This is a genomic window from Paenibacillus sp. UNC217MF (genome assembly GCF_000686865.1).
GTDB classification, from domain to species: Bacteria; Bacillota; Bacilli; order Paenibacillales; family Paenibacillaceae; genus Paenibacillus_B; species Paenibacillus_B suaedae.
This window is the reverse complement of sequence record NZ_JMLT01000008.1, coordinates 144,213-164,681: the sequence shown is the minus strand read 5'-3', so window position 1 is coordinate 164,681 and position 20,469 is coordinate 144,213. Positions and strand designations below refer to the sequence as shown.

Annotated in this window: 18 protein-coding genes and 1 riboswitch; of the genes, 13 read left to right on the top strand and 5 right to left on the bottom strand. The window is 46.0% G+C overall.

The features are described 5' to 3' along the window. Positions 1-178: 178 nt before the first annotated feature. The 4 genes from BP95_RS0104240 to BP95_RS0104225 all read right to left on the bottom strand — a co-directional run bounded on the left by BP95_RS0104240 (position 179) and on the right by BP95_RS0104225 (position 5,045). Positions 179-967 (bottom strand): energy-coupling factor transporter transmembrane component T family protein, encoded by a 789-nt coding sequence (locus tag BP95_RS0104240; RefSeq protein WP_021253652.1) that lies wholly within the window; start codon positions 965-967, stop codon positions 179-181. Next, complete coding sequence (locus BP95_RS0104235; RefSeq protein ID WP_028531479.1) at positions 964-2,547, bottom strand: ABC transporter ATP-binding protein; 1,584 nt, start codon at positions 2,545-2,547, stop codon at positions 964-966. The genes BP95_RS0104240 and BP95_RS0104235 overlap by 4 nt, the downstream gene beginning before the upstream one ends. A gap of 64 nt (positions 2,548-2,611) precedes the next feature. Continuing rightward, positions 2,612-3,208 carry an ECF transporter S component gene (locus BP95_RS0104230; protein WP_021253650.1) on the bottom strand — a complete coding sequence of 199 codons (597 nt, stop codon included), beginning with the start codon at positions 3,206-3,208 and terminating at the stop codon, positions 2,612-2,614. Positions 3,209-3,298: 90 nt separating this feature from the next. Then, positions 3,299-3,412, bottom strand: a riboswitch (TPP riboswitch). 217 nt (positions 3,413-3,629) lie between these two features. After that, positions 3,630-5,045 (bottom strand): MFS transporter, encoded by a 1,416-nt coding sequence (locus tag BP95_RS0104225; RefSeq protein ID WP_081676895.1) that lies wholly within the window; start codon positions 5,043-5,045, stop codon positions 3,630-3,632. Between the two features lie 245 nt (positions 5,046-5,290). On the opposite strand from BP95_RS0104225, the gene BP95_RS0104220 reads away from it, so the two are divergent. The 8 genes from BP95_RS0104220 to BP95_RS0104180 all read left to right on the top strand — a co-directional run bounded on the left by BP95_RS0104220 (position 5,291) and on the right by BP95_RS0104180 (position 13,367). Next, positions 5,291-5,944, top strand: coding sequence for a response regulator transcription factor (locus BP95_RS0104220; RefSeq protein WP_021253648.1), 654 nt, complete (start codon positions 5,291-5,293; stop codon positions 5,942-5,944). Next, positions 5,937-7,337 carry a sensor histidine kinase gene (locus tag BP95_RS0104215; RefSeq protein WP_028531477.1) on the top strand — a complete coding sequence of 467 codons (1,401 nt, stop codon included), beginning with the start codon at positions 5,937-5,939 and terminating at the stop codon, positions 7,335-7,337. Before BP95_RS0104220 ends, BP95_RS0104215 begins: the two co-directional genes overlap by 8 nt. Positions 7,338-7,520: 183 nt before the next feature. Further along, positions 7,521-8,396: a metallophosphoesterase gene (locus BP95_RS0104210; protein WP_021253646.1), complete on the top strand. Its 876-nt coding sequence runs from the start codon at positions 7,521-7,523 to the stop codon at positions 8,394-8,396. A 197-nt stretch (positions 8,397-8,593) separates the two neighbouring features. Continuing rightward, positions 8,594-9,316: a response regulator transcription factor gene (locus BP95_RS0104205; protein WP_021253645.1), complete on the top strand. Its 723-nt coding sequence runs from the start codon at positions 8,594-8,596 to the stop codon at positions 9,314-9,316. Further along, entirely contained in the window at positions 9,306-10,346 is a 1,041-nt protein-coding gene (locus BP95_RS0104200; protein WP_028531476.1) for a sensor histidine kinase, read from the top strand. The genes BP95_RS0104205 and BP95_RS0104200 overlap by 11 nt, the downstream gene beginning before the upstream one ends. Before the next feature lie 75 nt (positions 10,347-10,421). Next, positions 10,422-11,342 (top strand): ABC transporter ATP-binding protein, encoded by a 921-nt coding sequence (locus tag BP95_RS0104195; protein ID WP_021253643.1) that lies wholly within the window; start codon positions 10,422-10,424, stop codon positions 11,340-11,342. Next, positions 11,335-12,069, top strand: a complete 735-nt coding sequence (locus tag BP95_RS0104190; RefSeq protein WP_028531475.1) for an ABC transporter permease — start codon at positions 11,335-11,337, stop codon at positions 12,067-12,069. Before BP95_RS0104195 ends, BP95_RS0104190 begins: the two co-directional genes overlap by 8 nt. Positions 12,070-12,602: 533 nt before the next feature. Then, positions 12,603-13,367 carry an alpha/beta fold hydrolase gene (locus tag BP95_RS0104180; protein ID WP_028531473.1) on the top strand — a complete coding sequence of 255 codons (765 nt, stop codon included), beginning with the start codon at positions 12,603-12,605 and terminating at the stop codon, positions 13,365-13,367. A gap of 109 nt (positions 13,368-13,476) precedes the next feature. Here BP95_RS0104180 and BP95_RS0104175 read toward each other — a convergent pair whose 3' ends face one another. Beyond that, on the bottom strand, positions 13,477-13,758 hold the full coding sequence (locus BP95_RS0104175; protein WP_051613988.1) for a hypothetical protein: 282 nt from the start codon (positions 13,756-13,758) through the stop codon (positions 13,477-13,479). Between the two features lie 615 nt (positions 13,759-14,373). Here BP95_RS0104175 and nrdI point away from each other — a divergent pair. The 5 genes from nrdI to BP95_RS0104150 all read left to right on the top strand — a co-directional run bounded on the left by nrdI (position 14,374) and on the right by BP95_RS0104150 (position 20,435). Then, positions 14,374-14,745 (top strand): class Ib ribonucleoside-diphosphate reductase assembly flavoprotein NrdI, encoded by a 372-nt coding sequence (gene nrdI, locus BP95_RS0104170; protein WP_021253639.1) that lies wholly within the window; start codon positions 14,374-14,376, stop codon positions 14,743-14,745. After that, positions 14,714-16,810 carry a class 1b ribonucleoside-diphosphate reductase subunit alpha gene (nrdE, locus tag BP95_RS0104165; protein WP_036590950.1) on the top strand — a complete coding sequence of 699 codons (2,097 nt, stop codon included), beginning with the start codon at positions 14,714-14,716 and terminating at the stop codon, positions 16,808-16,810. The genes nrdI and nrdE overlap by 32 nt, the downstream gene beginning before the upstream one ends. A gap of 122 nt (positions 16,811-16,932) precedes the next feature. After that, complete coding sequence (gene nrdF, locus BP95_RS0104160) at positions 16,933-17,931, top strand: class 1b ribonucleoside-diphosphate reductase subunit beta (RefSeq protein ID WP_028531471.1); 999 nt, start codon at positions 16,933-16,935, stop codon at positions 17,929-17,931. A gap of 216 nt (positions 17,932-18,147) precedes the next feature. Next, the gene (locus BP95_RS0104155; protein ID WP_021260296.1) at positions 18,148-18,984 is read left to right on the top strand and encodes a YitT family protein; all 837 of its coding nucleotides are present in this window, start codon (positions 18,148-18,150) and stop codon (positions 18,982-18,984) included. A gap of 161 nt (positions 18,985-19,145) precedes the next feature. After that, positions 19,146-20,435 carry an alpha-L-fucosidase gene (locus BP95_RS0104150; RefSeq protein WP_021253635.1) on the top strand — a complete coding sequence of 430 codons (1,290 nt, stop codon included), beginning with the start codon at positions 19,146-19,148 and terminating at the stop codon, positions 20,433-20,435. Positions 20,436-20,469: the final 34 nt, after the last annotated feature.

Sequence of the window (20,469 nt, the reverse complement as noted above, 5' to 3'; positions counted from 1 at the left end):
AAGGATTGCGATCAGCCAGCTTGGACAGCGTTCAACAAGACTATTGGAGAATCTTATCTCCCTGCTAGAGAAGAAAGAGAAGAAAGAGAAGAAAGAGAAGAAACTCTCCTTATTAGATCTGGGAGAGTTTCTTTGATGATAAAAATTAAATTACCTATCAGATTGTATCTGAAGCCAATTAGACGGTCGGGCCGGTGAACGGGAAGTGCAGTGCGGCCATATAGGCGAGCGTAATTAATCCAGCCATAAGCAGAGTGAACCATACATCGCGCCGATGGCAGCGTGTAATATAATAGTAGGTACGTGATTGGCCCATCTGGAACCGCTTCGCCTCCATTGCGACAGCGACTCGCTGCGCACGGCGAATGCTCTGTGCGAGCAGTGGCAGGGCGTACATGCGTAGACGCTCATATATCCCTTTTAATCCCTTGCTGTATTGAACGCCGCGGATTTGCAGGGCATGCGTGCGAACTCGGTAATCCTCCCAGATCGCAGGGAGCAGCCGCAAGGAGGCGATGAAGCTATACGCATATTGCGGCGGAAGCCGGAATTGCTGCATCAGCGCATAGAATAACAATATTGGCTTCGTCGTGAAGGCGAATGTGATGCCAAGCATGCCGAAGCAGAGTGTTTTCACTCCGATGACAAGTCCGCGGTAGAAGCTCTCCTCGGTGATGCGGATTATTCCCCATGACCACCATTCATGCTCCCCCTTGCCGAACAAGATCATCGTGGATGCTGTCGAGACGAACAGGAGAAGGAACGGTGTTGTCACGAACAGCAGCTTCTTCGTAGAGTGGCCGCTGCATAGAAACAACAGCAGTGTGTAGAAGATTAGCTGATAACATGCAAAATCAAGCTCTCGGGTTAGCAGCGCAATAATGAGCAAGGCGAGAAAGACGAGAAGCTTGAGCGCAGGGTTAACCTGATGAAGCCATGTTTCAGATTTGGGAGCGAGCAGCTTCATTTCATCTGCACCTCCCGCATTGTCTGTCCACGTGGGGAAGCTTCTACTTCGATCAGTTGGCCTTTGTCAACATGCCATATCCGATCTGCAAAACGATCCACGATATTCATGTCATGTGTCACCATGACTATGGCGGTTCCTTCTGTCCGAAGCCGGTTCAACTTTTCCAATACAGCAAATGTATTTTTAGCGTCTTGCCCGAAGGTTGGCTCATCCAGGAGCAGGATTGGACGCTTACGCATCATCGCTGTGGCGACACTTAATCTGCGTTTCTGACCAAGTGACAAATGATACGGATGCCGATCCCGTCCGATATTCAGATCGAATGATTCCATGACTTGTTCCACTCTATGTGCAATGTCCGATTCATCCCAGTTGTTCTGCCTAGGTTCATAAGCAAGCTCATCATAGATCGAATCCGTTAGAAACTGCATCTCAGGATTCTGAAATACGAAGGCGAGTTCGGCTGGAGGCTGCTTTCCCGTATTTCTGAATCGTGGGAACCATCGCTTGCGAGCCTGTGCTGGCAGCTCTTGACCCTCAATAAGATACATGCCTGTAGTACGCAGAATTTGCATAAGAGACAACAATAGTGTGCTCTTGCCAGCGCCGTTCTCTCCGATAATCGTAATCCATTCCCCCGGATAAATATCTACGCTCGGGACGGATATGCGACGAATTTCTTCATAGTATCCGCTAAAATCACGCAAAGAGAGCAGTGGCTGCACGGCTTGCAGACGCGTGTAGGTGAGCCCGCCGTCCTGCTTGCAATGAGGCTGTTGATATCCGTTCGCCGTTCGTTGCTGCGTTATGGCTTGGTAGGCTTCTGAATAACTGTAGTCCTGCCATACACCGGGATACCAAATACCATATTCAATGAGCTTATCTTTATGATGTAGAAATACATTTTTCGGCTCGTCGTCCGCAATGATTTGTCCAGTGCTGTCGAATAGCACCACACGATTGATAATGTCGATAACATGCTCGATTTTGTGCTCCACGATTAGAATGGTGGAGGAATCGGCAGCTTGTTTCACGGTGTCCCAGACTTGCTTCGTTCCTTCTGGATCAAGAAGCGCTGTAGGCTCATCGAGGAACAACACCTCTGGTTCTAGCAGCAGGACGGACGCAAGCGCGAGCCGCTGCTTCATTCCTTGGGATAGCGTATGGATTTCTGTATGCAGATTGTTGAACTGCAATCCCACTCTTTCAAGTATGCCTGTCATGCATGCTGGCATTTGATCATAGGGGATCGAGAGATTTTCCAGTACAAAGGCGAGCTCTTCATCTACATATGGCATGCAGAACTGGCTGTCCGGATCTTGGAATACGAAGCCCCAGCTTGAAGGAAGCTTAATCTGATCGTATTTCATCGGCACTTCGATAGAGTGGGGCATAATTCCGCTTAATACATGCAGCAATGTTGATTTGCCGCAACCGCTTGGCCCGAGGAGCAGTACCTTCTCACCGGTAGAAATGTGGAAGGAGAGGTCCTTGAACAGCAAGGAATCCTCTCCTGGAAATGTTAGGCGCAAGCGGTCAACAAATGCAGACGAATTCGCATGAGATTCCTGTTGCATGTGTAACCACCTTATTCCGAATTTGTGGCGTACGCACAAATTCTATCTATTCATATTATGCGTGCTATTGATTAAGTACCGCGTAATCTTCTTTGGACACAGGACGTATGGATTTGGTTACCCCTGTCACTTCCAATGCACGAACGAGCAAGCCGGCAAATACGCCAGCGAAGATGAACGCACTAATGACACGAAGTCCGTACTTCAAGACGAGCACCCATGTCTCGTAATCTGCATATCCGTAACCGAGATCGATAATGAATGAGCCGACTGCGGACAGAATGCCAGCGATGCCTGCGATGACGATGCTGTGCTTGCGGTATCCAGTCAAGGCGAATGCCAATTCTGCCGCCAGACCTTGTACACAGCCATACACAATCGTCTCTAGTCCCCAAGCAGAGCCAAGAATAGCCGATAAATTAGCGGCAGCAAGACTTGCAAGGAAGCAGACGCCGGGCTTGCGAATGACTAGGTACGCGAATGGGCCAGCCATAAACCACATGCCATATGTTAATTGTCCTGCTTGTGGGAACAACGGCTTTGCGAGACTGTAGACGCTCTCCCACATTTTGAAGATCACACCAAATACGACCCCGATCATCACGGTAATGAGAATATCCGTAAACTTTAATTTGTTGCTTCTCTGTTGTTCTGGCAACATAACCCTCTCCTTTGTTGTATAGCTAGCATACAAAAAAACCGTCTGGCAACCAGACGGTAGAAGAGTCCTAGATCACAGCAGAGCATGATCACACGACAAATACAGATTCTCTACGCTGGCATTATCCAGATCAGATTAACGGTCAGTAGCGGTATACTCATCTACAATCTCAGCCTGATTCCTCAAGCCCCCGAATTTGTATGACTATGCAATTGCTCATATCATACAATATTCATGATAGGTTGACAACGAAATGTTTACAAAAAACATAAAAATAGGATAGGGATAGAAGCCAATGATTGTAATCGTTCGCTAGACAACATCGAAGAGAGGAATAAGGAGATAAGGAGCGTGTTAGGAGATTTGAAGAGAGAATAGAACAAAATGAGGATCAGGAAGAAGTCCTGATCCTCATGAATTGTTAATCGTGTGAAGTTGTAGAATGTCGTCTCAATGACAAGCTGTATACGATCCCTCCGCATGCAAGAACTGCTATGAGCAGAATAATCAGGCCACTGTATAAGGCAAATGAAGCTTCCTTGGCAACGGTAGGTGTCAGTGAAGTCAACAGCCAACTATGTGTAAGCAGACCGCCGACTACAGCGATGCCGATGCCTTCAGCCATAAAGCATGCAAAGCTGAGCATGCTCATTCCTTCTCCTGCTTGGTCAGGTGCTAGCGATTCTGCAACGGATGCAGATATAACTGTCTTGATGAATGACAACCCTCCGAACACGAGCACGAGGGCGAACGTCATCAGCCATGGAGAATCATTCCCCCACGCAAGGAGCGTGACGAAACTGAATGTGACAAGACCTATTCCAGCGACAAATACAAATGAAGTTCCTCTCTTATCAACGAGAGTTCCACCGAGTATGCCGAACAGAATAACGCTGAGTGACCCTGGGAAAATGATCGCGCTGCCGATAACAGCGGTCGAAAGTTGATGTACATCCCGCATGAAGTAAGGAACCATGGAAATAAATCCAGCTACCGTTCCTAGCAAAATGGAACCAGCAAGCGTGCCAAGTACATATGGGCGATTAGCGAACAGGGACGGAGCAATAAACGGTTCGCGAATACGGCGGATATGCAAAGCAAACCCAAGAACGAGAATCATACTGCAGACCAGATAGAACCAGACATATGTCGTAGTAAACAAGGTAAATAGAATAATGCCTGCTGACAAGAAGGCAATGCCGATGATATCTGTTCTCCCATTGCGAGAAGGCTCCTGCGGCAGTGCGGTCAAGAAGAAGGGGAGACTGACTATTGTCATTACCGGAATGACAAACAGGTAGGACCAATGCACATAATCTGCCAGTACACCGCCTACAGCTGGGCCAATCCCTTCACCAAGCGCTACCATAGAGCCAATCATGCCAAACGCCTTGCCTCGATGCTGTTCTCCAACGTAGCGAGTGACCATAACCATGATGAGTCCGGGCACAGCCGAAGCCCCGGCACCTTGTATCAATCTGGCTGCCAATACAGCCGACAAGTAGTCATGGGCGAAGAAACCGAGCAACGAGCCACTACCATAGATGAGCACACCGATGAGCAGCGGCTTCTTAATGCCGTATTGGGATGACAGGGTGCCATAAATGATGGAACCGAGCGCGAAGGTAATCATGAAGCATGTGTTGATCCAATTCGCAATGGCCGGAGTGATACTGAAATCGTGTGCGATGTCGGGCAAGGATACGTTGAACACAGTCTCATTCAACACACTGAAAAATGCTAAAAAGCTTAACCACGCGATCGATTTCTTCACATTGGGAAAGGCATATACGGGTTGTTCTTGTTCTGCCGCCTCGATGCGGTTGTCATTGTTCATTTGTTCCACGAATAGGAATCCCCTTTCTCTTGCTAAAGGGGAATTGCGCAGTTTACAGGGGTGTTATGCGTTATCCCCGATTATTACCTGCCCCAATTGATGTTACGCACTTCATCTTAACGCCTCCCAATTATTGTTGCTTCCAGTATAGCAGTGGGATTTTCCTTATTCAATTAAAAATGCAATAATATAGACTGCACTCAATGCAAGACAGACAAGGGTAAGAATAAGGAGATACAAAGTAAATGAATGTACTTATTGCAGACGATGAGCCGCATATGTTGAAAATTTTAGCGGCTTATTTTGATAAAGAGGGCTTTCGAACTTTTACGGCAGAGAACGGGCATCAAGCGCTTGAGATCTATTACAACCAGCCGCTGGACTTGGCAGTGCTCGATTGGATGATGCCGCAGATGAGCGGGATTGAGTTGTGTCGAGAAATCAAATCGAATTCGAAGTTAAAGGTGCTCATGCTAACGGCCAAGGGAGAGCATGAAGATGAGCTGACAGCTCTTGATTCTGGAGCGGATGAGTATATGCGGAAGCCGTTCGATCCTCGGGTTTTGCTGGCGAGGGCGAAGAAGCTGCTGAAGATGCAGGCACAATATCTATTTGGGGATATCCAGGTAGATATGGAAGGACAGAAGATTTGCAAGCGTGGAATTGATCTGCGGGTTACGAAGAAGGAATTTCAATTGATGAAGTTTTTTATTCTGAATAAGGGGCAGGTCTTAACGCGCAAAGCGCTGCTTGATCATGTATGGGGCTATGATTACTTCGGCGAGGAACGTACGGTAGATACGCATATACGCCGCTTGCGGGAGAAGATCGGCGAGGAGTGGATACGGACGCACCGTGGTATGGGTTACAGCTTCGAGCATCCGAATAGCCATGAATAAGCTTAGTCGCAAGCTGTTTGTGCAAATTGCACTTATTCTTGTCGTAGTGTTCGGACTCTCGTATTGTGTGAATACGTTCTTTATGCCAAATTATTTTGTCCATCAGAAGCGTGCTGCGTTGACGGAAGCGGTGGAGAGGTTGCGCAGCATAGAGTCGAAGCAGCTCCTTGAAGAAGTTCAGCGGGTGGCGGATGATTACCACTTCACAATCGTTCATACCCCCTACGACCATGACATTGACCGCTTAAACTGGACACTGCGCGAACAATTTACGCGGGAGCGGATTGCGATGAGCAAATTCTGGCTCACGGAAGAGAGCCTTGCACAGCTAATGCGCGGCGGGATAGTTACGAAGTCGTATCAGCAGGAGAAGTTGAAGTCGAGCGTTTTCGTTACGTTTGTCATGAAAGAAGGAATGATTCTCGCTGTAGGCGAATCGGTGGCTAATTCAGGCGAGACGATACGTATCGTCAATCAGTTCAATTTGATTATTGCGGTAGGTGCGCTCTCACTAGCCCTTCTGCTCGCTGCTTGGTTTTCCAGGCGAACGGTGAAGCCTATTGAGCAGCTTAAGAATATGGCGGAGGATATCGCCGAACGACGATACCGGACAGTGGACATCCGAACAGGAGATGAGATTGAGGAGCTTGCGCACAGCATTAATACGATGAGTGATAAGTTGAAGCAAGCGCATCTGGAGCTGGAGGAGAAGAACCGGAACTTGCGTGTCCTTATTCGTGACATCTCACATGAACTGAAGACACCGCTTGCCGTGATCAAGGCATATTCCGCAGGGGTGAAGGATGGTCTGGATGACGGCACCTACATGGATGTCATACAGTCGCAAACGGATGATATGTCCGAGCTCGTTACGAAGCTGTTGGAATGGTCTCGCTTGCAGACGGAAGAGCTGAACATTGAGAATGTTCATGTCGTTAATCTTCTTGAGCAAGTCATTGCGAAATATGAGCTACCTCTGCAGCAGCATTCGATTGAGTTGACCTTGAATGATCAGAATGCGGAAAGCTTTTGCGTCCAGGCTGATAGGGTCAAGCTTGAAATGGTGCTGAACAATCTCGTATCGAACGCAATGAAATACACGACGAATCGGAAAATTCAGATTGATCTTACGAACAAGGATGATGCATTAGTGCTGTTCATTCGGAATGGATGTACGTTCTCCATGACTGAAGAGCAGCTGAAGCAATTGTGGGAGCCGTTCTTCGTTGCTGAGAGCTCGCGGAACAAGCAGCTTAGTGGTACAGGGCTTGGTCTGGCTATTGTGAAGGGGATCCTGCAGAAGCACAAGGCGGCTTATGGCGTGCGACTGCATACTGGAGATATCGAATTTCATATTGCGCTTCCTCTATGCAAGCAGGGGGAGCAGATGTAAGACTGCCTTTCAAGTGGTATTTTCAATTTACTGCTGAAAGGCAGTTTTTTGTATGTAGGCAATAACTTCCATGCTCTTGCTATCTAGATGCTCATGTTCACGCAGATAGGCTTCTTGATGTCTGTTTTCATTTTGTCATATTGGCGTAACATTGGTCTCCTATGATTGGGTTGAGGTGAGATCATGAAGGACAAGAAATGGAGCAAGCATTCGATTCGTGTGACTCTGATTGTATTGTTTCTGCTTGCAGGAGCATTATTTTATGGCATGAAGATGGAACCGAACAGCTTAAGTGTGACGAGGCAGATGATACTAAATCGGTATATCCCTCCAAGCTTTCATGGGATGAAGATTGTACATTTTTCTGATGTTCATTTGGGGGATCATTTCAATGATGTTCAGCTGCTTGAACTTGTTGATCGGATTAATCAAGAACATCCAGATATTATTGTGTTTACGGGAGATATGGTTGACAATTTCAATGCGTATGGAAATCGGAGAGACCGTTCCCAGCGAATACTAGGACAGCTGCAAGCAACATTAGGCAAGTATGCCGTATTCGGCAATCATGATCGAGGTGGGGGCGGAAGCCGAGTTTATCAGTCTTATATGGAGAAAGCTGGCTTTACTGTGCTCGTTAACGATACGAAGCAAATCCATCTCCCGAATCATGATGAATATATCACCATTAGCGGGCTTGATGATTTCCTGTTAGGTACGCCCAATATACATGGAACGCTGAAAGACTTAGAACCTGACAACTTCAATTTGCTCGTCGTGCATGAGCCGGATGTTGCCGATCAAGCCATTGATTATCCGATCGACTTGCAATTATCTGGACACAGTCACGGGGGCCAAGTTCAATTGCCGTGGTACGGCACGATATACACGCCGCCATTAGCGAAGAAGTATGTTGAGGGGATGTATAAAATCGAGGGAACAACTACCCTGAACAAGCCAATGAAACTCTATGTCAATCGAGGCATCGGGACGACAGAACTGCCTGTCCGTTTCCTAAGCAAGCCTGAAATTACGGTTCATACATTGATGCGTTCGTGAGAACTCTCACAGCAATGCTTGGAGAACAGCTAGGGCACTAGTTTATCCATTTGCATCCCGATGAAGGGACACGAGCGTATTGAAATTGGCAAACACGTGCAATTGGCTGCTGGATTCGTTACACTTACATTTGCAAGTATGTAGAATGCGAATCAGATATGGGGAATCTACGATAGATATAAGGGGAGAATGGAACGATGCAGCCTATTCGCGTGCTTGTCGCCGACGACGAGCGAGAGATTCGAGATTTATTGAAGAAGTACTTAGAGCGGGAATTATACACGGTAGATACAGCAGCTCACGGTGAAGAAGCGCTGCGATTGTTCGAGCAGCATAAATATAATCTTGTCATTCTCGACTTAATGATGCCTTACATAGATGGAGTAGAGGTGTGCCGTCGTATTCGGGAGAGAAGCAATGTGCCCATTTTGATGCTGACGGCGAAGGACGAAGAGATGGACAAGATTGTAGGTCTGAGTATCGGGGCTGATGATTATATGACGAAGCCCTTCAGCATACATGAACTGGTTGCAAGGAGCAAGGCATTGCTGAGAAGATTCATGATCTTAGGCAGTGAAGCCAGCAGTCTTGCAGAAGAAAGTTCTGCAACCATGCGATTTAAGGGATTAATAATTGATACTAGGAAATATATGGTTATCCGCGAGGGGCAAGAAATAAGTCTGACCGCCAAGGAATTTGAGTTGTTGAGATTGTTCGCTTCTCATCCTGAGCAGGTATTTACGAAGACGCAAATTTTTAGACAGGTGTGGGGATCAGAATATATTGAGGACGATAATACAGTTATGGTTCATATCCGTAAGCTTCGGTTGAAAATTGAAACAGACCCCTCTGATCCGAAGCTAATTCAGACGGTATGGGGGATTGGCTATAAGTTTGCAGGTGAACGAGATGAGGCATGACAAAAACAGTCTAATGCTTGTTGTTTTATTAATGGGATTAACTATATGGTTCGTCATCGATAGTATGACAATACAGCCTCTAGGTATATACAGGTGGGGGCTGTTTGCTGTACTGTTCACCGTTGCTGCGCTGCTGCTCTACAGACGTGTTCGGTTTATAGCGGAGGTTAGGAGCCATGCTGCCGCCGTGAAGCGTGCTGTTCGCGGCAATGTCAATACGAGACTGCTGGCGAATGAATCTGAGGCGTATGATGAGATGCTCTTTTCGATTAATGAATTAATCGAGCAGATGGAGAAGCTTCAAGTGAATGCAATTCGATCCGATGCTGCCCGCAAGAGGCTTCTCGCTAATATCTCGCACGATATACGGACACCGCTTACTTCGATTATCGGTTATGTCGATGCATTGCAGGATGAACATATCTCTTCAGAGCAAGAGAGGGATGAGTGTGTTGCAATTATTTCAGCGAAGGCGCAAGCGCTTAAGGAATTGATTGATCATATCTTCCAGATGGCGAAGCTGGATGCCGATGAAGTCGAGATGAGATGGGAGTCGTTAGATGCTGCAGAGCTGCTGAGGGAAGCGTTGATTTCATTTCTGCCGGAGCTGAAGAAGAACGGTATGGATCTAGCGGTTCAGATTCCTGAGGAGTCCTGCATGGTTGCAATGGATCGCTATGGGTACATACGAATTTTGAACAACCTAATCAAAAACGCGATACAGTACGGCAAGGAAGGTCAGATGTTAGGGGTGGAGCTAGAGCGGAATGAGTCGAGCATTGCCATAACGATATGGGATAGAGGGCCGGGCATTCCAGCGGACGAGTTATCGAAGATATTCGAGCGCACTTACCGCTCCGAACGATCACGGAGTTTGCTGCATGGCGGTAGCGGGCTAGGACTAGCAATTACGAAGGCGTTTGTCGATAAGTTTGGCGGCCACATCTCCGTATTGAGCGAGCCGCATGTCCGAACTGCCTTTATCGTCAATATTCCAATTCGAACGACATTGCCACCAATTAAGAGATAGTTAAGAACTCATTAAGCAGCATTTAAAATCATCCCCTTACGATAATAGTAGACTTACTTACTCAGGAGGTGCTGCATGAGCACGATCATACGTACGACCCGGCTCACGAAGCAGTATGGGGAACAGATTGCTGTTCATGATCTGAACATGCATGTGAAGCAGGGCGAAATATACGGCTTTCTCGGTCGCAATGGCGCTGGCAAAACAACGACTATCCGCATGCTGCTCGGATTAATCAAGCCAACAGAAGGAGAGATAGAACTATTCGGGCAGCGATTAAACGCTAAGCCTAGAGAAATCCTATCCAGAATCGGCTCGATGGTGGAGCATCCCGGATTCTATGAGAATTTAACGGCATATGAAAATTTGCTCATTAATGCGAAGCTGATGGGCGTATACAAACGAAATGCGTTGGAGGAAGCACTAGAAACGGTGGGGCTGCAGGAAGAGACGAAGAAGCTGGTAGGTCAATATTCGATGGGGATGAAGCAGCGTCTCGGTATTGCCAGAGCGATCCTGCATCATCCAGAGCTGCTTATTCTTGATGAGCCAACGAATGGTCTTGATCCGATTGGCATTAAGGAGATGCGCAAGCTCATTAAGTCATTAGCGGTAGAACGAAACATTACTGTGCTTATATCCAGTCATATTTTATCTGAGGTTGAACAGCTTGCCGACCAGCTTGGAATTATCCATGAGGGGAAGCTGCTTGAGGAAATTTCAATTGGAGAGCTGCATAAACGAAATCGCAGATATATCGAGTTCCGTGTGTCCAATGACAATAAGGCAGCGATGCTGCTTGAGTCGCAAGCGGGCGTCCATGATTATGAAATCCATGGTGACGGATTGATACGTGTATATTCACGGATTGGAGAACAGAACAAGCTGAATAAGATGTTCGTTCAGAACGACATTGATGTGTACAAAATGACGCTCCACGAGGACACGCTTGAAGATTATTTCGTAAAGCGGATTGGCGGTGGTACGATTGGTTAATTTGCTCTATACCGAATTATTGAAGCTGAAACGATCGAAGATGTTTCTCGTGAGTATAATTGGGGCGTCTGCCGCACCGATTATGATGTTCATTGCCTATTTGAGTCAGATGAAGCGTGATCCAGAGGAAGTAATCCCATTCGAAATTTCCTTTTATAACACGAATCTGAATGTGATGCTGCTGCTTGGAGTGCTGTTGTACGGAGTTATTACTGCATATTTATTCAATCGAGAATTTGTGGAGGATACGCTCAAGAACCTGCTTACAATCCCGGTTTCAAAAGGTGCTCTAATCGCGAGCAAAATGCTCATGCTGTTCATATGGATACTTTTATTGACGATGGTAGCCTGGGTGCTTACATTGGGATTCGGATTTTTTATCAAATCAGACGGGGTAAGTGCCGCGGTACTGGTGTCTTCATTGGGTGACTATGTACTAGGTGCTGTCCTTATGTTCCTGTTGTCCACACCGACGATTTGGGTAACCTTCTTATTCAAAAATTATGTGCCGACCATCATGTTCACAGCGGTGATCACGTTAGGGAATGTTACCGTGATCAGTTCCGATTACAAGGCGCTGTTCCCTTGGTCAGCTGCACATGTAATTGTAACCCAAAGTTATGTAGCGGATTATCCACCGCTATACTCGTTTATCGCGGTTGGTATCACTTCGCTATTCGGCTTAGTGGCAAGCGTTCTGTATTTCAACAGAATGGATATTAAATGAAGTGAAGTATATAGGAAGTTAAATGATGCAGATCGGCCTCATGGTCGGTCTTTTTTATGTTCTCTATAGGTGATGGATGTACAATTAATATGAATGAGATGGGGAATAGGTTGGCAGCGCAAAAATGATATTTCTTATTTCCGTAGCGGATCATCCTTTGCATGGTTATGCACATTGCTGCTTGAAGAGACAAAAAGGAGTGATGTTCGGCATGGAGCAGACTCTGTTTTTCTGTAATTATGTTGAACCTCACTGTCACAATGGCTCGAAACCGCGCGGTTGCCCGGGAAATGAGAGTGTGAGCCCGGGAAATGAGTAAGTGTTGTCGGGGAAATTCCATTGAGTTAGGAAAAGAACCATATCAGGTCGGTTCTCCATCTAGTTATTGGCGATGATCGAATAGGATGGAATCGCAGTGCTTCTGTGAAAGATAAGGCAAGGAAAAAACTAAAAAATCATTGATCTGAATATTGATCCATATCTAATATATGAGGTGAAACAATCAATAGAAAGCCACATGGGAGGGAGCATGAATGGATCTGAGCTACTCGATTTATGGAACAGGAGAGCCGATTGTGCTGATTCACAGCGGAGGCGTCGATTCAAGGGCATGGGGGGAGCTAGTACCACTTCTCGCAAGAACTCACGAGGTCGTTACCTTTGATGCTCGTGGTACGGGACGATCGCCCGCACCGCAAGTACCGCTCAACCTTGTCGAAGATTTACGTCAACTGCTGGACGACCTGAAGCTGGAACAGGTGACCCTAGTTGGGCATTCTATAGGCGGAGAATTGGCTACTAACTTTACATTATCCTCTCCAGATAGAGTCGCTCGACTGATCGCTGTTGCTCCATCCTTGACAGGTTTCATCTTCTCAGAGACGTATCGGGGCTGGATTCAGCAATTGAATTCACTCGCTCCGGATGTGAGCAAGATGATACAGTTTTCATTGCAGGGGCCTATTTATCGTACGGTGATGGCTAGCGGTCAGCGTGATATCTTTATTGATATGCACACCCAATACTTTACGCGTGTCTTCACAGAGTGGCGCAGCTTTGAGGTGATATGGCCTCAGCCACCTGCGATCGAACAGTTGGAGGAAATCGCGGTTCCTACCTTGTTTATGTACGGGACAGTGGAGTGGGACGATATGCGCATGATCGCGGAGGAGTTCAAGCGGATACCACGAATTGCTTTCGTCGAAATAGAGGGTGCAGACCACATGCTCCCATTGACGCACCCTCAAGAAATGGCACCGCACATTCTATCTTTTTTGGAAGCAGCGGATAAATCGTAAGCTACAAATTCCGTGACATTTCACAAATCAGCGGCAGTTAGACACGATTCCGGTGTCTTGTACTGCCGCTATTTCTGTATTCGTATCGGGTCTAGCTAACAAATCATCATTAGATCGTGATCGTGCGATGTGGTTTGCTATAATGCGATGTTCCGCCACCACCGACTATCACTCTTCCGCCTCTCGGAAACACCAATCGCTTGTTTATCCCGCCTGACAGTATTACCTCAACTTGAGCCCGGTTTGCAGTTGCAATGTAAATGACATAACCACTTCTTGATATTTCCGTTCTCCAATTCCGATCAAACTCAGATCGCAGTACCCGGTTTGAATACACCTGATTTACCACATCAGATGATCTCGATGTTCGTAGCGCTTTAGATTTGCTCATCGGATGTTTCCCTCCGTCTATTCAAAATGAATTGACATGAATCACTTCTAGTAATCACTTCCAATTATCGTATGCTTGTTCATATCGGATGTTTGGATTGTGTATGTGGTAATCAAAAAATGTGCTGATTTGACTCCTATGTCTGGATTAATTAAAAAGAGTTGGGATTGGGGAGATCGCCATCCTGTCGCGGAGAAGGGGAATAATCGAATTTTTTTATCATGTATTTCTCTACAATTCCAAAATAAATGATCTCCAATATTCGTCTGAGGTGTGGTACGATAGTAATGTTTTGTGCCAATAGTCGACAAGAAATTTGATAGAGAAAGCGTCATAAAATGGACCTTGCCATTTCTCTTAAAATTGTATATGATTCTATAGCGAACTATATATAGTTGGTTGGGTGCGATACATACACTATATATTGTGACAGCAATTGGGATCGAGCGACGCCACGCGCCGGATTCTAAGACATGCCTATTCAGAGATTGAGAGATTAAAGCGACAGCATACACGATAATGGTACGCAACGTGTCGATCGTTTTGATCCTTGTTTTTGAATGAGCATTTTTTGTTCGTTCCATTTGCAAACTAGTCGAACAACGGAGGGATCACGTGCTTATCGCTTACGATTCGAAGACGGGTAACGTGAAACGATTCGTCGATAAATTGGATTTGGAGTGTGTTCGTGTCACGCCTGACACCAAGCTTAATGAACCCTTTATCCTGATTACGTACACGACCGGGTTCGGACAAGTTCCACAGTCCACGCAAGAGTTTCTGGAAGAACACAGTCATTTGCTCCAAGGTGTCGCGGCCAGCGGCAACATGAACTGGGGCACTCGGTATGGGCTTGCAGCTGACCATATTTCCAGAGAATACTCCGTCCCCGTACTGATGAAGTTTGAACTCAGCGGGACAAAACGAGATGTAGACAACTTTATTCGGGAGGTCCATGACTTTGATACCAAAATGGATACAGCTTAACAATGAAATCATGGTTCAGAAGGACGGTAAATTTCAATTTGGCAAGGATCACGAGGCAGCAAAGAGCTATTTCGTCGATTATGTCAATCAAAATACAGTGTTTTTCCATAACCTTGAAGAGAAGATTCATTATTTGATCGAAAATGATTACTATGAGAAAGAGATTTTCGACCAATATGAATTTAAAGATATTAAGAAATTGTACGAGTTCCTGTACTCGAAGAAATTCCGCTTCCCATCCTTCATGAGCGCGTTCAAGTTCTACAATAACTACGCGATGAAGACGAATGATGATACGAAGTTCTTGGAACGTTATGAAGACAGACTGGCGGTTGTATCCTTGTTCTTAGCGAGCGGAGATATGAACAAAGCATTCGAATATGCAGATCTGTTGATTGCACAAGAGTATCAGCCAGCAACGCCAACCTTCCTGAATGCAGGGAAGAAGCGCAGAGGAGAGCTCGTCAGCTGCTTCCTGCTCGAAGTCAACGATTCCATGAACTCGATCGGATTTGCGATCAACTCCGCACTTCAGTTAAGTAAAATTGGCGGCGGTGTGAGCTTGAACTTGAGCAAGATTCGCGGTGCAGGCGAGCAGATCAAAGGGCTAGACGGTAAAGCAAGTGGCGTACTGCCAGTTATGAAATTGTTCGAGGATGCTTTCTCTTACGCGAACCAACTGGGACAGCGTGACGGAAGCGGCGTTGTATACTTGAACGTATTCCATGCTGACATCCATGAATTCCTGGATACGAAGAAAATCAACAGTGATGAGAAAATCCGCATTAAGACTTTGTCGCTCGGCGTTGTTGCTCCGAACAAGTTTTTCGAGCTTGTTGAGCAGGATAAAGACATGTACTTGTTCTATCCGCACACGGTATTCCAAGCATATGGCAAGCATTTGGATGATATGGATCTCTCCGAAATGTATGATGAGCTCGTAGACAATCCGAAAGTACGCAAAAAGAAAATTGTCGCTCGCGACCTAGTTTTGAAAATTGCACAGATTCAGATGGAATCTGGTTACCCATATATCATGTTTGTAGACAATACGAATGAATACCATGCCCTGAAAGAAATCGGTAAGGTTAAATTCTCCAACCTGTGCAGTGAGATCGCACAGCTTAGTGAAGTGTCCACGATTAACGATTACGGCATTGAGGATGAGATTAACCGCGATATTTCCTGTAACTTGGGTTCACTTAACATTGTTAATGTCATGAAGAATAAGCGGATGCGTGATACGGTTCATCGTTCTATGGACGCACTGACAGAAGTATCTGACCGCAGCAATATCAGCATCGTTCCATCCGTAGCGAAGGCGAACCGTGAGCTTCATTCGGTAGGCCTTGGTGCAATGAACTTGCACGGTTACTTGGCGAAGAACAAGATTGCATATGAGTCCATGGAAGCAAGAGACTTCGTGCGTGCGTTCTTCATGATGCTGAACTTCTATTCCTTGGAACGTTCCATGCTGATTGCGAAAGAGCGCGGCGTGACGTTCACGGACTTTGACAAGAGTGAATATGCGAGCGGCGCATATTTCGATAGATACTTGAACACGGACTTCACTCCGAAGACTGATCGCGTGAAGGAATTGTTCGAAGGTCACACGATGCCTACATTGGAAGACTGGGCTCGCTTGAAGGAGCAAGTGATGGAGCATGGCTTGTACCATGCATACCGTCTGGCAATCGCACCTACAGGCTCTATCTCGTACTTGCAGTCGTCTACAGCTTCGATCGCACCGATTACTCAGCGCATCGAGGAGCGTGAGTACGGAGATTCCAAGACGATTTATCCAATGCCTTACATTAACGATGAGAACTACTTCTATTACAAAGAAGCATATGACATGGATATGTTCAACCTGATTGACTTGGTTGCGGATGTTCAAGTTCATATTGACCAAGCGATCTCAACGGTACTGTTTGTTAAGGATGATCTGACGACTCGTGATCTTGCAAAATATTATATTTACGCACAGAAGAAGGGGCTTAAGACGCTCTACTATACACGTACGAAGAAGAAAACAATCGATGAGTGTGTAAGCTGCGTTGTCTAATTGAGCGCAACCTGCATTAAATGAGAGTTCAAAAAGGATGGTTTTCAGCACCGAGCACTGTGTATATTACTTCGTGATAAAAAAGCGGTCTTTTTGAATTACCTCTAGAAGGAGATTCGTAGATGAGAAACTTTGAAGCTGTTAACTGGAACAGACCTGAATCGGATTATATGGAAATGCTGTGGACGCAAAATACGTCCCAATTCTGGCTTGATACGGAGATTCCAATCTCGAAAGACTTGAAGTCTTGGACGAAAATGTCCGATGATGAGAAACTTGCCTATATGCATGTGCTTGGCGGCTTGACCTTGCTGGATACAGAACAAGGGAACGTGGGAATGCCAGTTATTGCGCAGCATGTAGATGGGAAGCAGAAGAAGGCAATTCTGATCTTCCAAGCGGCAATGGAAGAAATTCATGCGAAGAGCTACAGCACCATCTTTACGACGGTTGCTAGCACAGCAATGATTGATGAGACATTCGATTGGGTAAAAGACAATAAGCACCTACAGAAGAAGACAGCAATCATTGACGGCCTATATAAAGGCATTCAAGACAACGATCCAATCAGCTTGTACAAAGCGATGGTGGCATCGGTATTCTTGGAGAGCTTCCTGTTCTATTCCGGCTTCTTCTATCCACTGTACTTGGCTGGACAAGGCAAGATGGTAGCAAGCGGCGAGATCATTAAGCTGATCATCCGCGACGAGAGCGTCCATGGCGTGTTCGTAGGCTTGCTTGCACAGGAAATTTACAATAAGCAAAGTGCGGACGTGCAGCGTGAGTTGTCCCAATTCGTGAACAAGCTGATGCTTGAATTGTACGAGAACGAGCTTGAATACACTGAGCAGCTATATGATGCAATTGGACTTACACATGAAGTTAAGAAGTACATTCGTTACAACGGCAACAAAGCGCTCATGAACTTGGGCTTTGAGCCATACTTCCCAGAAGAAGATGTTAACCCCGTTGTCTTGAACGGTATCCGTACCGAAACAAGTACACATGACTTCTTCTCCACGAAGGGAAGCGGGTATCAAAAGGGCAAGGTAGAGCCTTTGCAAGACAAAGACTTTACAATGCTGAACGATCGTGTCAAACAATCCGATATCTTTGCATAAGATGATAAGGATTGCTAGGAATGATGCAAGAACAACTGAGTGGGAACGCTCAGTTGTTTTTGTATTGTCGTGTCATAAGAGCGGAATACTTAATGTACCGGCTGCATGTATATCCATACTAGGGGAACACCCGTATATTCATGAATCAATTTTCACTGCTTTAGTTTGATGAGATAATTCGGACAGATGATTTTCATACATAAAGGACGGGCTTTCATGAAAAAAAGAATTACGGATATTGCTATCATTATCGCAGGCGCTTTCATTTTTGCATTAGCAGTTAACTTGTTTGTCATCCCCAATGATTTCGGTGAGGGCGGGGTAACAGGGGTTACCATTATTCTCTACTATCTGTTTGAATGGTCACCAGGGTTGATGAACTTGATCTTAAATGCGGTATTGCTTGTCGTTGGCTACAAATTCTTGGATAAGAATACGACGATCTATACCATCATTGCAGTTGTGTTCAACTCATTATTCCTGCATTTGACGGAGAGCTGGAGGATTGCATCCAATGAGCTCATGATCAATGCGATTTTTGGCGGTATTTTCGCAGGTGTCGGGATCGGTCTCATCATCCGAGTTGGGGGCACAACAGCAGGCTCGACGATTTTGGCACGTATTATGAACAAGTATTTGGATTGGAATGTAAGTTACGCATTGTTGTTCTTCGACCTCATCGTGGCATTCGCGTCGTTCTTCATCATTGGTCCGCAAGGCTTGATGCTAACTATCGCGATGCTGTATGTAGGGACGAAGGTGATGGACTTCATTATCGAAGGATTGAATCCGAAGAAGGCGGTTACGATTATCTCCGAGGAGCATGATCGGATCGCGGAGCAAGTGAATGTCGTCATGGATCGTGGAGTGACGGTGCTCGAAGGACATGGTTATTACACGAAGGATCGGAAGCAAGTACTGTACATTGTTATTAGTAAGCAGGAAGTATCAACCTTGAAGAAAATCGTCCGAGCAACAGATAAGGATGCATTTATTACGATTCATGATGTTAGGGATGTATTCGGAGAAGGCTTTATTGATATTACGAAATAATCAGGCTTAAACAACCAAATAAGGCGTGTCTGCCACTTGGATTCCGCGCCACATCTAACTGTGAAAAAGTTAGGTGTGGCGCGGAATGTTTTCGCTAACACTTTTCTGCCAAAGTGTGCGATAATACGAATTGTACAACTAGAATATGGGAGGGCACAACAATGGTACAACCGTGGTTTGAGAAAGCGAAGCTTGGGATTTTCATTCATTATGGCATTTATGCGGTCGATGGGATTTCAGAATCCTGGTCTTTCTATAATGGAAGAGTGTCGTATGAAGACTACATGAAGCAGCTCGATGGGTTTACGGCAAGCAAGTTCGATGCAGACAAGTGGGCAGACCTCTTCGAGAAGTCTGGCGCGAAATATGCAGTTCTGACAACGAAGCATCATGATGGCGTTGCATTGTGGGATACGAAGTACAGCGACTTGAACGTTGTGAAGAAGACGCCTGCCAAGCGTGATCTGATCAAAGAGTATGCCAAGGCGCTTACAGATCGCGGTATTAAGCTTGGTATGTACTATTCCTTGATAGACTGGTCACATCCGGATTATGCAAGTGTGTACGAAGGCGGGAAGGTGCCTGAGGATTTGAGCAAGGTGAACCGCTTCTGCAGTCCGACCGATGGTGTACAGGATGAAGAGGCATGGCAGCGCTTCCTTGAATTCAATAACAATCAATTGCGTGAATTGCTTACTGACTATGGCAAGGTGGATCTGCTGTGGTTCGACGGGGATTGGGAACGCAGCGCAGAACAGTGGAATTTGCCAGCGTTCAAGGATTACCTGCTATCGTTCAACCCTGAGCTTATCATTAACTCCAGGCTTCAAGGGCATGGGGACTACAAGACTCCGGAACAGGGCTTGCCAATTACAAGACCAGTAGGGCCATGGGAGTTCTGCACGACCATTAACAGCTCTTGGGGCTACCAGCACGATGATGATTATTATAAAACATTGAATCAAATTATCCGAATGTTCTGTGACTGCATTACGATGGGCGGGAATATGCTGTTGGATGTAGGGCCAATGGAGGACGGAACAATTCCGCAGCGTCAGGAAGAGACGCTCATTGGTCTGGGCAACTGGATTCGGACGCATGAAGAGGCTATTTATGAGACGGATGAAGGCATTCATACTCGTTATTACTTGGGCGGCAGTACCGTGTCCAAGGATCGTCAGACGTTATATTTGTTCGTATATGATGATCCGAAAGAAAGCGTTTGCTTAAAAGGTCTCTCGAACAAAATTAAAAAGATTACGGTGCTTCATTCTGGCAAGGAATTAACTTATGAGATTCAAGGCGGTGTGCCGTGGTTCAATATTCCGGGTACAACATGGATACATATGACGCAGGAAGATGCGCATGAGAATGTAACGGTATTGAAGATTGAACTGGAAGGCGAACTGGATATGTACGGCGGTTCCGGTGCCGTGGTTACACACAACTAGGGAGTTGCAATCATAGAGAACACAACGTAGAGAG